Source organism: Mycobacterium sp. (genome assembly GCF_032159765.1).
Lineage (GTDB): Bacteria > Actinomycetota > Actinomycetes > Mycobacteriales > Mycobacteriaceae > Mycobacterium.
In genome coordinates this window covers 1-12,791 of sequence record NZ_JAVHWM010000156.1, presented here as the reverse complement: position 1 = coordinate 12,791, position 12,791 = coordinate 1, and the positions used below count along the sequence as shown (strand labels likewise).

General features: G+C 65.3%; 13 protein-coding genes and 2 pseudogenes. 7 read left to right on the top strand and 8 right to left on the bottom strand.

From position 1 onward, the window contains the following. Nucleotides 1-15: 15 nt before the first annotated feature. Complete coding sequence (locus QOH60_RS18935) at nt 16-1,233, bottom strand: acyl-CoA dehydrogenase family protein (RefSeq protein WP_526423185.1); 1,218 nt, start codon at nt 1,231-1,233, stop codon at nt 16-18. A gap of 191 nt (nt 1,234-1,424) precedes the next feature. On the opposite strand from QOH60_RS18935, the gene QOH60_RS18930 reads away from it, so the two are divergent. The 6 genes and pseudogenes from QOH60_RS18930 (at nt 1,425) to QOH60_RS18905 (ending at nt 6,359) form a co-directional block, all read left to right on the top strand. Continuing rightward, the gene (locus tag QOH60_RS18930; RefSeq protein ID WP_526423182.1) at nt 1,425-2,090 is read left to right on the top strand and encodes a TetR/AcrR family transcriptional regulator; all 666 of its coding nucleotides are present in this window, start codon (nt 1,425-1,427) and stop codon (nt 2,088-2,090) included. After that, nucleotides 2,074-2,988: an ABC transporter ATP-binding protein gene (locus QOH60_RS18925; RefSeq protein WP_526423180.1), complete on the top strand. Its 915-nt coding sequence runs from the start codon at nt 2,074-2,076 to the stop codon at nt 2,986-2,988. The genes QOH60_RS18930 and QOH60_RS18925 overlap by 17 nt, the downstream gene beginning before the upstream one ends. Next, a complete protein-coding gene (locus QOH60_RS18920) occupies nt 2,985-4,592 on the top strand; it encodes an ABC transporter permease (protein WP_526423178.1) in 1,608 nt (535 codons plus the stop codon). Before QOH60_RS18925 ends, QOH60_RS18920 begins: the two co-directional genes overlap by 4 nt. 13 nt (nt 4,593-4,605) lie before the next feature. Further along, nucleotides 4,606-5,280 carry a methyltransferase family protein gene (locus QOH60_RS18915; RefSeq protein WP_526423176.1) on the top strand — a complete coding sequence of 225 codons (675 nt, stop codon included), beginning with the start codon at nt 4,606-4,608 and terminating at the stop codon, nt 5,278-5,280. 143 nt (nt 5,281-5,423) lie between these two features. Continuing rightward, nucleotides 5,424-5,720 (top strand): annotated as a pseudogene (locus tag QOH60_RS18910) (methyltransferase family protein); the annotation flags it as partial. A 24-nt stretch (nt 5,721-5,744) separates the two neighbouring features. Beyond that, nucleotides 5,745-6,359, top strand: a pseudogene (locus QOH60_RS18905) (DUF4126 family protein). On the opposite strand, the gene glgC reads toward QOH60_RS18905, so the two are convergent. Further along, nucleotides 6,356-7,570, bottom strand: coding sequence for a glucose-1-phosphate adenylyltransferase (glgC, locus tag QOH60_RS18900; RefSeq protein ID WP_526423174.1), 1,215 nt, complete (start codon nt 7,568-7,570; stop codon nt 6,356-6,358). The pseudogene QOH60_RS18905 and the gene glgC sit on opposite strands and share 4 nt — an antisense overlap. A gap of 117 nt (nt 7,571-7,687) precedes the next feature. Between glgC and glgA the strand changes: the two genes are divergently transcribed. Next, entirely contained in the window at nt 7,688-8,938 is a 1,251-nt protein-coding gene (gene glgA, locus QOH60_RS18895) for a glycogen synthase (RefSeq protein WP_526423172.1), read from the top strand. A gap of 3 nt (nt 8,939-8,941) precedes the next feature. Here glgA and QOH60_RS18890 read toward each other — a convergent pair whose 3' ends face one another. From QOH60_RS18890 to QOH60_RS18865, 6 genes are all read right to left on the bottom strand, one after another. Beyond that, complete coding sequence (locus QOH60_RS18890) at nt 8,942-9,109, bottom strand: DUF3117 domain-containing protein (RefSeq protein ID WP_003931055.1); 168 nt, start codon at nt 9,107-9,109, stop codon at nt 8,942-8,944. 73 nt (nt 9,110-9,182) lie between these two features. Then, the gene (locus tag QOH60_RS18885; protein WP_526423170.1) at nt 9,183-9,767 is read right to left on the bottom strand and encodes a DNA-3-methyladenine glycosylase I; all 585 of its coding nucleotides are present in this window, start codon (nt 9,765-9,767) and stop codon (nt 9,183-9,185) included. Next, complete coding sequence (locus tag QOH60_RS18880) at nt 9,764-10,108, bottom strand: DivIVA domain-containing protein (protein ID WP_526423168.1); 345 nt, start codon at nt 10,106-10,108, stop codon at nt 9,764-9,766. The genes QOH60_RS18885 and QOH60_RS18880 overlap by 4 nt, the downstream gene beginning before the upstream one ends. 22 nt (nt 10,109-10,130) lie before the next feature. Then, on the bottom strand, nt 10,131-11,066 hold the full coding sequence (locus tag QOH60_RS18875; RefSeq protein ID WP_526423166.1) for a glucosyl-3-phosphoglycerate synthase: 936 nt from the start codon (nt 11,064-11,066) through the stop codon (nt 10,131-10,133). After that, the gene (gene folP, locus QOH60_RS18870; RefSeq protein WP_526423240.1) at nt 11,063-11,887 is read right to left on the bottom strand and encodes a dihydropteroate synthase; all 825 of its coding nucleotides are present in this window, start codon (nt 11,885-11,887) and stop codon (nt 11,063-11,065) included. The genes QOH60_RS18875 and folP overlap by 4 nt, the downstream gene beginning before the upstream one ends. Nucleotides 11,888-12,041: 154 nt before the next feature. Then, nucleotides 12,042-12,791: AMP-binding enzyme (locus tag QOH60_RS18865; protein WP_526423164.1), on the bottom strand; the 750-nt coding region annotated here is incomplete at its 5' end.

Genomic DNA, 12,791 nt, shown 5'->3' with positions numbered 1-12,791 from the left:
TAAGGCTTCAGCGGCTCAGCGGATCGGCAGCCCGGTCAGAGCGCGCGCCATCACGAGGCGCTGAATCTCGCTGGTGCCCTCGAAGATCGTGAAGATCTTGGCGTCCCTGTGCATCCGTTCGACCGGATACTCGCGCGTGTAACCGTTGCCGCCGAGGATCTGGATGGCCTCGTCGGTGACGTAAACAGCTGTCTCGCTGGCGAACAACTTGGCCATCGATCCCTCCGCGGAGGTGAACGGTTTGTTGTTGCGATGCATCCAGCCGGCGCGCCACACCAGCAGCCGCGACGCGTCGACGCGGCTCTTCATGTCGGACAGTTTGAAGGCGATGGCCTGGAATTCGCCGATCTTGCGGCCGAATTGCTCTCGCTGGCAAGCGTATTCGAGCGCATACTCGTACGCGGCACGTGCCACACCGAGCGCCATCGCGCCGACGGCAGGGCGCGTGCGTTCGAAGGTCATCATCGCCGCCTGGCTCGAAGTGCGTTTGCCGTCACGGGCTTTCGCGAGGCGCTGCTCGAATTTCTCCTGGCCGCCGAGGATCAGGCGACCCGGAATGCGGACATCATCGAGGACCACCTCGGCGGTGTGCGACGCGCGGATGCCGTGTTTCCTGAACTTCTGGCCCTGCGACAGGCCGGCGGTGCCGGGTGGGATGACGAACGTCGCCTGACCGCGGGTTCCCAGCTCCGGCTCGACCGAGGCGACCACGATGTGGACGTCGGCGATGCCACCGTTGGTGGCCCATGTCTTCGTGCCGTTGAGCACCCACTCGTCGGCGGCCTCGTCGTAACGAGCCCGTGTTCGTACCGCGCCGACGTCGGACCCGGCATTGGGCTCCGATGAGCAGAACGCCGCGACCTTGGGATCTCCTGGGCTGCCGAACATCTGGGGCAGGAACTCGCCGAGCTGCTCCGGCGTGCCAGCGCCCGCGAGAGCCGCCGCGGCCAGGCCGGTGCCGAGAATCGACAGCGCGATGCCCGCGTCCCCCCAGAACATCTCCTCGAACACGACAAGAAGCCCAAGGCCGCTGGGTTCGGCGGACATCTGAGCGAACAAATCAGGGGTGTACAGCCCGACCTTGGCCGCCTCGGCGATGATCGGCCACGGCGTCTCCTCGCGCTCGTCCCATTCCGCGGCGGCCGGCCGGATCACCTCCTCGGCGAATTCGTGCACCCAGTCCCGGACATGAACAACCTCGTCCGACAGCTCCAGCGAAAACCCTGCATCCATGTCCCCATGCCCTTTCGTCGCCAAACGGGTCGGAGCGCTCGCGCGTCATCGCACGCGTCTCCGCCACGACCAATAGTAAACGCTTGTACACTCACTCAGCAAAATCCCAGGTCGGGCGAACAAGGTCTTAACACTTTTCTAGCGGCGGCGACCCTTGACTGTCCACTGAACACACGTTTAGCCTATTGAACATGCGTTCAGCGGACATGACGGCGGCAGCTCGAATCCGCGACGCGGCAATCGAGCAGTTCGGCGAGCACGGCTTCGACGTCGGGCTTCGCAGCATCGCTGAGGCCGCAGGGGTGAGTGCCGCGCTCGTGATCCACCACTTCGGATCGAAGGACGCGCTGCGCAAGGCCTGCGACGACCACGTCGCCGAGGAAATCCGCACCTCCAAGTCAGAGGCGCTGCAATCCGCCGATCCGGCCGGCTGGTTCGCACAGATGGCCGAGATCGAGTCCTATGCGCCATTGATGCGCTACGTCGTGCGCAGCATGCAGTCCGGCAGCGAGCTGGCGAAGACGCTCTGGCGACGGATGATCGAGAACGCCGAGGAATACCTCGAGGAGGGCGTTCGTGCGGGCACGTTGAAGCCCAGCCGGGACCCGAAGGCGCGCGCGAAATACCTGGGTCTCGTCGGCGGAGGCGGATTCTTGCTCTACCTGCAGATGCACGACAACCCGACGGATATGGCCGCCGTGCTTCACGACTACGGCGAGGAGATGGTGTTACCCGCACTCGAGATCTACACGCACGGCCTGATGAGCGACGCCACGATGTACGACGCCTTCGTGGCCCAAGACGAAGCACAGAAAGAAGACACAACTCAAGGAGACGCAGATGACGACCACATCTGAGCGACGTGATGCGGTTCTTGCCGTTGAAATCGCTAATCTGCACAAATCTTTCGGCCGCGCCAAAGCACTCGACGGGCTGGACCTGACGGTCGAGCACGGCAGCATTTCCGGTTTCCTCGGTCCCAACGGCGCAGGCAAGTCGACCACGATTCGCGTCCTGCTGGGCCTGCTGCGCGCACAGAGCGGCACGGTGCGGCTGCTTGGCGGGGATCCGTGGGATGACGCGGTGTCGCTGCACCGCCGGATCGCGTATGTACCCGGCGATGTGACGTTGTGGCCCAATCTGACCGGTGGCCAGGCGATCGACTTCCTCGCCAGACTGCGGGACGGAAACAACAGCAAGCGGCGCGCCGAGCTGATCGAGCGATTCGAACTCGACCCGGACAAGAAGGCGCGCACCTACTCCAAGGGCAATCGGCAGAAGGTCGCGATTGTCGCGGCGTTCAGCAGCGACGTCGAGCTCTACATTCTCGACGAGCCCACCTCGGGCTTGGATCCGTTGATGGAGAAGGCCTTTCAGCAGTGCGTTCGCGAAGTCGCCGAGCGCGGGGCAGCGGTGCTGCTGTCCAGCCACATCCTCGCGGAGGTCGAGCAGCTGTGCGACACCGTGACGATCATCCGCGCCGGGCGCAGCGTGCGGTCCGGACGACTGGAGGATCTGCGGCACCTGATGCGCACCACCGTGAAAGTGCGCACGCGAGGTGACGTCGACATGCTGCGGTCGGCGCCGTTCGTGCACGAGTTCTGCACCGAGGGGGGCATGGCGTCGTTCTCGGTCGACAGCGCCGACCTTGACCGAGCGATGGAGATGCTGACAAACCTCGGCATTGCCGAATTGTCGGTATTCCCAGCATCGCTCGAGGATCTGTTCCTGCGCGAGTATCAGGCAACGCGATGACCGCCGACACACAACCGCGGCATGCGCGACTAGACCAGTCCCCCGTCACCGGCGTCGGCACACTGCTCGCGTTAGCGGTCCGCCGGGACCGCATCAGGTTATCGGTCTGGATCGCAGCGCTGACGCTGACGATGGTCTACGCACCGAACGCCGTGAAGCTGGCCTACCCCGACGAGGCCGCCAGGGCAGCGCGCGTCAACCTTCTCAAGACGCCGGCGGGCATCATGCTGGGCGGTCCGTTCTTCGGCGGCAACGAAACCGACCTCGGCGCGATGATGGCCAACGAGCTGATGCTGTCGTTGATCGCGGCCGCATCGATTCTGTCGATCCTCACCATCGTCCGACATACCCGTGCCGAAGAGGAAAGCGGCACATCGGAATTGGTGATGTCGTCGGTGGTGGGCCGGCACGCGCGCACGCTCGCCGCGCTGGCACTCGTCGGCGCCGTCAACGCGATTCTGGCTGTCACGATGACGCTGGCACTCGCGGTCACTGGATTCGACCTTATCGATTGCGCCGGCATGTGTTTCGGTGTCACCGCGGTCTCGATGTTGTTCGGCGCCGTTGCCGCGGTGACCGTGCAGCTGTGGCGCCAGGGCCGGACCGCGACGGGCGCGGCCATGGGCGCGCTGGCGTCGGCCGTCGTGATTCGCGGCGTCGGCGACATCATCGACCACTCCGGCAGTGCGCTGAGTTGGTTATCCCCGATCGCCTGGGCGCAGCAGATGCGGTCCTTCGTCGATCTCCGGTGGTGGCCGTTCGCACTGTTGATTGCGGTGACCGTCGCTCTGATCGGGCTGTCGATGCTGCTGGAATCCCGTCGGGAGTACGACGACGGCATCCTGCCGTCGCGCGGCGACCGGGTGAATGCGCCACCCGTGCGGGGCGCGTTCGGATTGAACTTGGTGCTTTTGCGAGGGCAGGTGATCGGCTGGGGCGTCGGTTTGCTTCTGGCGGGTCTGGCGTTCGGCTCGATGACCACGTCGCTGCAGGATGCCGCGAAGAGCAACGAGCTGCTGGCACGTGTGCTCGCAACCCAAGGCTATGACGGCATCTACACGACGCTTACGCAGTTCCTGGCCGCGGCGACAACGGGTTTCGTGGTGTCCGCGATCTTGCGTCTGCACCACGACGAGCAGTCAGGCATTGCCGAGGAGGTACTCGCCGGTTCGATATCACGGTGGCGCTGGCTGCTGTCGAATGTAGGCGCCACACTGGCCGCCGCCGCGGTGTTGATGACACTCGCGGGCCTGGGTATCGGAATCGGCGCGGCGGCCACGATCGGCGATGCCGGACTCATCCCCAAGCTCACCGCGGCAGGCATCGCTCACACGCCTGCGATGGCGGTGATAGCCGGGATCGCCGCTCTCGCAGTTGCTTTGCGGCAGCCGCTGATCGGCTGGCTTGCTGTGACGTTCGTCGTGCTCTCGCTGTATCTCGGCGCGCTACTGCGGTTGCCGCGCTGGCTGATCGACCTGTCGCCGGTAGGCAGGACGACCGTGCCGGCCAACATGCCGTGGGAGGCGATGGCCGTCATGGTCGCGGTGGCCGTCGCGCTGACTGCGCTCGCCGGGGTGATTTTCCGGCACCGGGACGCGGTGTAGGAAAGGCGCCACGATGAAGACAGCTGTTCAGGCAACCGCGATATCAGTTGCGGGGTTCGTGCTGTTCGGCGTTGCATTGTTCTGGCCCGCAGGCACATTCGACTACTGGCAGGCCTGGGTGTTCATTGCGGTCTTCGCGGTCCTGGGCACCGCGTACAGCGTCTACCTCGGGATCAAGAATCCCGACGCTCTGCGGCGAAGGATGCGGACGGGCCCCGTCGCGGAAACGAGGCCCGTGCAGAAGTTGGTGCACGCCGGCGTGTATGTGCTGTTCACGGTGCTGTTGGTGGTCAGCGCCCTCGACCATCGGTTCGGTTGGTCGAAGGTGCCTGCTGCAGTCTCGATCCTCGGTGATGTCCTGGTGATCCTTGGACTCGGGATCACCATGGTCGTGGTCACGCAGAACAGCTACGCGGCCGCGACGATCACCGTCGAGAAGGACCAGAAGGTAGTCACAACCGGCCTGTATGCCCTTGTCCGGCACCCGATGTACTTCGGTGCGCTGATCATGTTCGTCGGCATTCCCCTCGCGCTGGATTCCTACTGGGGGTTACTGGTGCTGATCCCCGTCCCCATCGGCTTGGCCTTCCGAATCTCCGATGAGGAACGGGCGCTCACCGACGAGTTGGCGGGATACCGGGAATACACGCAGAAGGTGCATTACCGACTCGTGCCACATGTGTGGTAGTGGCCCAAATACCCTGTTGCTGAATAACTCTCGCATTCACCCTAGGAAGTGAGCACGAGAACTATTTTCCAATTGACTGCCACATCGCTTATCGGCCTGGTGGTCTTCGGACTGTTGCTCTTTCTGCCAGCCGGCACGTTTTCGTCGTCATCCAGAACAGTTATGCCGCAGCGACAATCACCGTGGAGGAAAGCCAACAGGTTGTCTCCACCGGTCTATACGGATTTGTGCGGCATCCGCTCTATGTAGGGGTGATCGTGATGATGACGGGCGTCCCGCCTGCGCTCGGATCGTGGTGGGGTCTTCTCATTCTGATCCCCTGCCTCGCGGCACTCGCCGTGCGTATCAGAGACGAGGAGAAAATGCTCGAGTCCAAACTCGCGGGATACCGTGAATACGAGCAGAAAGTGCGCTATCGGCTGGTGCCGCTCGTGTGGTGACGGCCGTCAGGAGAAGGGGGGCTGATGGAACTCCTGACCGGTGTCGGTCTCGCGACGGCCGCCGGCCTCAATGCCTACATCCCCATGCTGATCCTGGGTCTGCTCGCGCGGTTCACCAATGACGTGGCGCTGCCGCACGGCTGGACGTGGCTCGAGAACGGCTGGGTGCTGGCGATCGTCGCGGTGCTGCTGGCGATCGAAATGATCGCCGACAAGATCCCGGCACTGGACTGGGGGTACCTCCCAGCCGAAGGCTAGGGGGACCTCAACGATGTTGTCCAGACATTCGTGCGACCCACAGCGGGCGGCATTGTGTTCGGCTCAGGCAGCGCCGCACAGACGGTCGCCGTCACCGATCCCTCTGCGTTCGCCCACTGGAGCGATTGGATCCCGATCGCCATCGGCGCCGCCATCGCGTTCGTCGTTCATCTGGCCAAGGCCACGATTCGGCCGGCAGCCAACGTCGCCACCGCCGGTGTCGCGGCTCCGCTGCTGTCCACCCTCGAGGACATCGTGAGCATCGTGCTCGTGGCGGTCGCGCTCGTGGTGCCGCTGCTGGCGGTCGTGATCGTCGCGATGCTGATCTGGGCTGCCGTCAGGACGGTGCGCGCGCGCCGTGAACCATCGTCCAGGCCCTAAATCCAGATGCCCTTGCCCACTGCGACGACCCCGCCGGCGCTGACGGCGAAGCGCTCCCTGTCACGTTCGAGGTCGACGCCGACCATCTCGCCAGGCCCGACGACGACGTTTTTGTCCAGGATCGCGTGCCGGACCACCGCACCGCGGCCCACGCGCACACCGGGCATCAAGACGCTGCCCTCGACGATGGCTCCGTCGTCGACGACCACGTTGGACGACAGCACCGAGTTGCGCACCGACGCCGCCGACACGATGCTGCCCGCGCCGACCACCGACTCCTGCGCGGAGCCGCCGTTGACGAACTTGGCCGGCGCCAACATCTCCGACTCGCCGCGGATCGGCCAGCGCTTGTTGTAGAGGTTGAAGATCGGGTGTACCGACACCAAGTCCATGTGCGCGTCGTAGAACGCGTCCAGCGTGCCGACGTCGCGCCAATAGGCGCGGTCGCGGTCGGTGGCCCCGGGCACCTCGTTGTCGTTGAAGTCGTAGACCGCGGCCCGGCCGTCGACCACCAGCCGCGGAATGATGTCGCCGCCCATGTCGTGGTCGGAGTTGTCGTCGTCGGCGTCGGCACGGATCGCGTCGATGAGCACCTTGGTGGTGAAGATGTAATTGCCCATCGACGCGAACGTCTGCTCAGGGTCATCGGGCGTGCCGGGAGGGTCGGACGGCTTCTCGATGAATTCCTTGATCCGGCCGGACTCGTCAGAATCGATGCAGCCGAACGCCGTTGCCTCCGCGCGGGGCACGCGAATCCCGGCGACAGTGGCGCCGGCGCCGCTTGCGATGTGGAACTGCAGCATCTGCTCGGGATCCATCCGGTACACGTGGTCGGCACCGAACACGACGATGTAGTCGGGATCCTCGTCGTAGATCAGGTTCATCGACTGGTAGATGGCGTCGGCGCTGCCGGTATACCAGCGCGGCCCCAGCCGCTGCTGTGCAGGCACCGGCGTGATGTACTCGCCGGCAAGTCCGGATAACCGCCAGTTCTGTGAGATGTGCCTGTCCAGCGAGTGCGACTTGTACTGGGTGAGCACGCAGATCCGCAGATAGCGGGCATTCACGAGGTTGGACAACACGAAGTCGATCAAGCGGTAGGCGCCGCCGAAGGGGACCGCCGGCTTGGCTCGGTCGGCGGTGAGCGGGTGGAGCCGCTTCCCCTCTCCGCCCGCGAGGACAATGCCCAACACCTGTGGCAATTCCCTCATGACACAAACTTATCGGCCGCGTTAGACGGCGGCTAGGTAAAACGCACACAAGGATGCTGCGGCTCGGCTTTAGGCGCACTACGGTCGGGGCATGCGGACGCGAGGAGCGAGATAGCCATGCGCGTGGCGATGATGACTCGGGAGTATCCGCCAGAGGTGTACGGGGGTGCCGGAGTCCACGTCACCGAACTCGTCGCCCAGTTGCGCAAGCTGTGCGACGTCGACGTGCACTGCATGGGCGCGCCGCGCCACGGTGCGATCGTGGCGCAGCCCGACCCTGCGCTGCGTGGTGCCAACCCTGCGCTGACGACGCTGTCGGCCGACCTCGCGATGGTCAACACCGCCTCCGAGGCCAGCGTTGTGCATTCGCACACCTGGTACACGGGCATGGCTGGTCACCTGACCGCGATGCTGTACGGGATTCCACATGTGCTCACCGCACATTCGCTCGAACCGATGCGGCCGTGGAAGGCCGAGCAGCTCGGCGGCGGCTATCGCGTGTCATCGTGGGTGGAGCGCACTGCCATCGAGGCTGCCGATGCGGTCATCGCCGTGAGTTCCGGCATGCGCCAGGACGTGTTGAACACGTATCCGGCGCTTGATCCCGACCGTGTCCACGTCGTGCGCAACGGAATCGACACTGACGTCTGGTATCCGGTCACGGGAAGCCAGGAAGGTTCGGCGCTCGACGAGCTCGGAGTCGACCGCGACAAGCCGATCGTCGCGTTCGTCGGCAGAATCACCAGGCAGAAGGGTGTGGCACATCTCGTCGCGGCCGCGCACCGATTCGACCCGGGTGTGCAGTTGGTGTTGTGCGCGGGTGCGCCCGACACTCCCGAAATCGCCGCCGAGATAACCGATGCTGTGCAAGGCCTGTCGCGCGCCCGCAGCGGGGTGTTCTGGGTGCGCGAGATGTTGCCAATCGGTAAGATCCGCGAAATCCTCTCGGCAGCAACAGTTTTCGTGTGCCCATCGGTATACGAACCGCTCGGGATCGTCAACCTTGAGGCGATGGCGTGCGCGACGGCGGTTGTGGCGTCAGACGTTGGCGGGATTCCGGAAGTGGTGGCCGACGACGAAACCGGGCGGCTGGTCCATTACAACGCAGCCGAACCGGCGGGTTTCGAGCGACGGCTGGCCGATGCCGTGAACTCGCTGATCGCCGATCCAGAAAAGGCGGCTCAGTTCGGCCGCGCCGGCCGCCAGCGGTGCATCGACGAATTCTCGTGGGCCCACATCGCCGAGGAGACGCTGGAGATCTACCGCAAAGTGAGCACGGCGGCTGCGGACGCGAGGAGCAAAGCGGCGGCTGCGGACGCGAGGAGCAAAACGGCGGCTGCGGACGCGAGGAGCGTGGCAGCCGGTTAGCGACTAGCTGGTGACGCCTTTCAGTTCGTCGCCTAGCGCTGCGGCCTCTTCGGGAGTGAGTTCGACGACGAGCCGTCCACCGCCCTCCAGCGGTACTCGCATGACGATGCCGCGCCCCTCCTTGGTTGCTTCCAGCGGACCGTCACCGGTCCGGGGCTTCATCGCCGCCATCGAGCGCTCCCTCCTGACTGCACGTTCACGCCCCCATTGTTCCTCATCGCGCGAGTTTGATGTGCAAAGACCCTTATTCCGCCGGTACCCAGCAAGCCTGGAGGTGGTCGTCAACCATCCCGCTCGCTTGCATCAACGCGTAAGCCGTCGTGGGGCCGACGAAGCGAAACCCCCGTCGTTTCAGCTCCTTGGCCATCGCCGTCGACTCCGGCGTCACGGCGGGCACGTCCGCGAGCGTGGCCGGCCGCGGGCGGCCGACGGGGGCAAACGACCACAGCAGCTCGTCGAGGTCGATGTCGAGGTCGGCCGCGGCGCGGGCGTTGGCGATCGTCGCGTCCACCTTCGCGCGGTTGCGCACGATTCCCGCGTCGGCCATCAGCCGCGTGACGTCACGGCCGGTGTAGCGGGCCACCGCCTCGACCTCGAAACCGTGGAATGCCCGGCGGAAATTCTCCCGCTTGCGCAGAATCGTCAACCAGGAGAGCCCACTTTGGAAGGCCTCCAACGACATTCGCTCGAATAGCTGATCGCGTCCGTGCAGCGGTCTGCCCCACTCGTAGTCGTGATAGTCGCGGTACATCTCCGCGAAGGCGCCGCCGGTGTTTGCCCAGTCGCAGCGAATCCGACCGTCGCCCTCGGGCGCCTGGTCGCCGCTCACCCGCCGTCTCCACTGGACTCGGCATTGTCTGGCGCAACCGCAAGCCGCTCGGCGGCGGGGCCCTCTGCCTGTTCGAGCTGGCCACGCAGCAGGTCGATCTCACTGCTCAGGCGGTCGAGAACCCAGTCGACCTCGCTGGTCTTGTACCCCCGGAGCGTCTGGGTGAACTTGACGGCGTCCACATCGGCGCCCGTCACCCCGGATTCGGGCAGCGTGGTCGCGGTGGTGGCGCGCGGCAGCGGCGGAAGCGGTTCGCCGCGGCCGAAGACCGCGCTCGCAATGATGAACAGCAGAGCCGCAACGATCGTCAACACCACGATGTAGAGCAGGATCAGTGTCACGACTGTGATCCTGCCTGACGGGCTACCGCAGCGTGTTCATCGGCGGTCTGTCGTCAAGCGAGACCTCCGATACGAGCGCGGTGAAGTCGGCGCCGTCGGCGAAGAATTGAGTCAGCCCCACCCCGGAGTCGAGGACTCCACACCGGGACAACAGGGTCGCGATCACCTGGCGGCTCATCGCGCTCAGCTCGGTCAGAGGACGATTGCGGTGCGCCCGCACGCCAAGATTGACCTGTGCGATCGCGTCGAGGCCCAGCCGGTCGTAGGTGTCGATGAGCAGCCCGATCTCGACGCCGTAGCCGGGCGCAAATGGCACCGAAGTCAGAAGCTCGCGGCTGCCCGCGTATTCGCCGCCGAGCGGCTGCAGCAGACACGACAGTTCGGGCCGCAGCGCGGCAAGCAGCGGCCGGGCGACCAGCTGCGTCACCCTGCCGCCGCCGTTGGCGTCCTCGCGACCGCTCACCATCAGCGGCCTGCGGTAGAAGCCCTTGACCAGGTGAACGCCGTCGCAGGTGAGCAACGGCCCGATCAGGTTGGGCACGAACATCGGGTCAGGGTCGATCAAGTCTGAGTCGATGAACGCGATCACGTCGCCCGTGGTGGCCGCGAGCGACCGCCACAGCGCCTCCCCCTTGCCAGGTTGCGGTGCCAGTTCAGGCAGCGCCTGCTCGCGGTTGATCACCCGGGCGCCCGCAGCGAGCGCTCGGATCGCGGTGTCGTCGGTGGAGCCCGAGTCGAGGACGACGAGCTCGTCGACCAGGCCGCCGAGCATCGGCTCGATGGTGCCCACGACGGAGGCGACGGTTTCTTCCTCGTTCAGCGCTGGCAGCACGACAGAGACTCTCCGGCCTTTCTTCGCGGCCTCCAGCTCGGCAATAGTCCAGTTGGGCCGACTCCAGCTACGTTCGGCCATCCATCGTTCGGTGATGATTTCGGTCAGGTCAGGTGCAGTCGTCATGCCAGTCCCCTCACCGTGCGCGTGGGAGAGCGCACACCCTGGATCGACGCGACCATGTCCAGGACGCGCCGAGTGTGTCCGACCTCATGCACCCGGAACATCCGAACACCTGCCATTGCAACGACGGCGGTGGCGGCAAGTGTTCCTTCCAGGCGCTCTGTCAGATCCACACCCAGAGTTTCCCCGATGAAATCTTTGTTGCTCAGGGCCATCAGCACAGGCCATCCGGTATTAACAAGATCTTCTGCGTGACGCAACAAAGCGAGCCCGTGGAAGGTGTTCTTGCCGAAATCGTGGGTCGGATCGATCAAGATGCGGTCTTTGGCTACACCCGCGGCCACCGCCCGCTCCGCGGCTGCCGTCACCTCCGCGATCACGTCGTCGACGACGCCGTGCACGGTGTGGCCGTAGCTGACCCGGAACGGCCTGGTGCGCGGCGCAGCGCCACCGGTGTGCGAGCACACCAGGCCGGCGCCGAACTCGGCGGCTACCTGCGGTAATCCGGGATCGGCGCCGCCCCAGGTGTCGTTGATCAGGTCGGCGCCGGCCGCACACGCCTGCTTGGCCACCGTGGCGCGCCAGGTGTCGACGCTGATCAGCTGCTGCGGGTATGCGCCACGGACCCACTCGATGAACGGCACAACTCGGGCGATTTCCTCGTCGGCATCCACAACGTCGCCGGGCCCGGCCTTGACGCCGCCGACGTCGATCACGTCGGCGCCCTCACCGATCGCGCGGTGCACTGCCTCCTTGGCGGCGTCGTCGGTGAACGTGGCGCCGCGGTCGTAAAACGAGTCGGGTGTGCGGTTGACGATCGCCATGATCAGCGCCCGGTCGCCGGCCACGGGCCTGCCGCAGAACGTCGACTCCACCTCACCAGGGTGCCCTATCCCGCGAGCAGACAGAGAATCGCGTTACCCGGGGCGAAACCGTGCGATTCTGCGTCTGCTCGCGGGGAGAGGTGAGCGGGGCCGCCTACTTGTTCTTCGGCGCCTTCCCGCTCTTCACCTCGTCGGGGAATTCGTCGTAATACTCGACGTAGCCCTCGTTACGGCCTTTCAGCACGTAGATCGGGTCCTCGACGTCCTCGCTGTAACCCTGCTTGGCCAGGTCGACCTTCTTGGTCTTGTGGGTCGACGTCTTCTCCAGCTGATCGACCACCCGCACGAACAGCGGCATCGCGTACGGCGGCAGGTTCTCGTAGACGGCCTTGGCCAGCGCCTTGCCGTCGAAATCCGCGCCGTCCTTCAACTGCACCGCCGCCATGCCTGCCTTCCCGCCTTCGCCTTCTACCTCCACCCCGTAGACAGTGCAGTCGTCGACGTTGCTGTCGCGTGCCACCGCGTGTTCGACCTGGGTGGTGGCGACATTCTCGCCCTTCCATCGGAAGGTGTCGCCGAGCCGGTCGGCGAACGCCGCATGGCCGAATCCTTGGGAGCGCATCAGGTCGCCGGTGTTGAACCAGACGTCGCCGTCCTTGAAGGCATCGCGGATGAGCTTCTTCTCGCTGGCGGCCTTGTCCGTGTAGCCGTCGAAGGGCTGGAAGTTGCTGACCTTGCTCAGCAGCAGCCCGGGCTCTCCGGTCTTGACCTTGCGGACCCGGCCGTCGCCGCCGCGCAGCGGTTCGCCGCTGTCGCCGTCGTATTCGACGAACGCGATGGGCGACGGGCAGATGCCGGTGGTCTTGTCGACGTTGAAGACGTTGAGGAACGCCGTGTTGCCCTC

Coding starts and splice junctions, on each gene's coding strand:
- QOH60_RS18935 (WP_526423185.1), bottom strand. CDS start 1,233: ATGGATGCAGGGTTTTCGCTGGAGCTGTCGGACGAGGTTGTTCATGTC.
- QOH60_RS18915 (WP_526423176.1), top strand. CDS start 4,606: ATGAAGACAGCTGTTCAGGCAACCGCGATATCAGTTGCGGGGTTCGTG.
- folP (WP_526423240.1), bottom strand. CDS start 11,887: ATGGCGATCGTCAACCGCACACCCGACTCGTTTTACGACCGCGGCGCC.
- QOH60_RS18930 (WP_526423182.1), top strand. CDS start 1,425: ATGCGTTCAGCGGACATGACGGCGGCAGCTCGAATCCGCGACGCGGCA.
- QOH60_RS18890 (WP_003931055.1), bottom strand. CDS start 9,109: ATGGCGGCGATGAAGCCCCGGACCGGTGACGGTCCGCTGGAAGCAACC.
- QOH60_RS18925 (WP_526423180.1), top strand. CDS start 2,074: ATGACGACCACATCTGAGCGACGTGATGCGGTTCTTGCCGTTGAAATC.
- QOH60_RS18875 (WP_526423166.1), bottom strand. CDS start 11,066: ATGACGACTGCACCTGACCTGACCGAAATCATCACCGAACGATGGATG.
- glgA (WP_526423172.1), top strand. CDS start 7,688: ATGCGCGTGGCGATGATGACTCGGGAGTATCCGCCAGAGGTGTACGGG.
- glgC (WP_526423174.1), bottom strand. CDS start 7,570: ATGAGGGAATTGCCACAGGTGTTGGGCATTGTCCTCGCGGGCGGAGAG.
- QOH60_RS18920 (WP_526423178.1), top strand. CDS start 2,985: ATGACCGCCGACACACAACCGCGGCATGCGCGACTAGACCAGTCCCCC.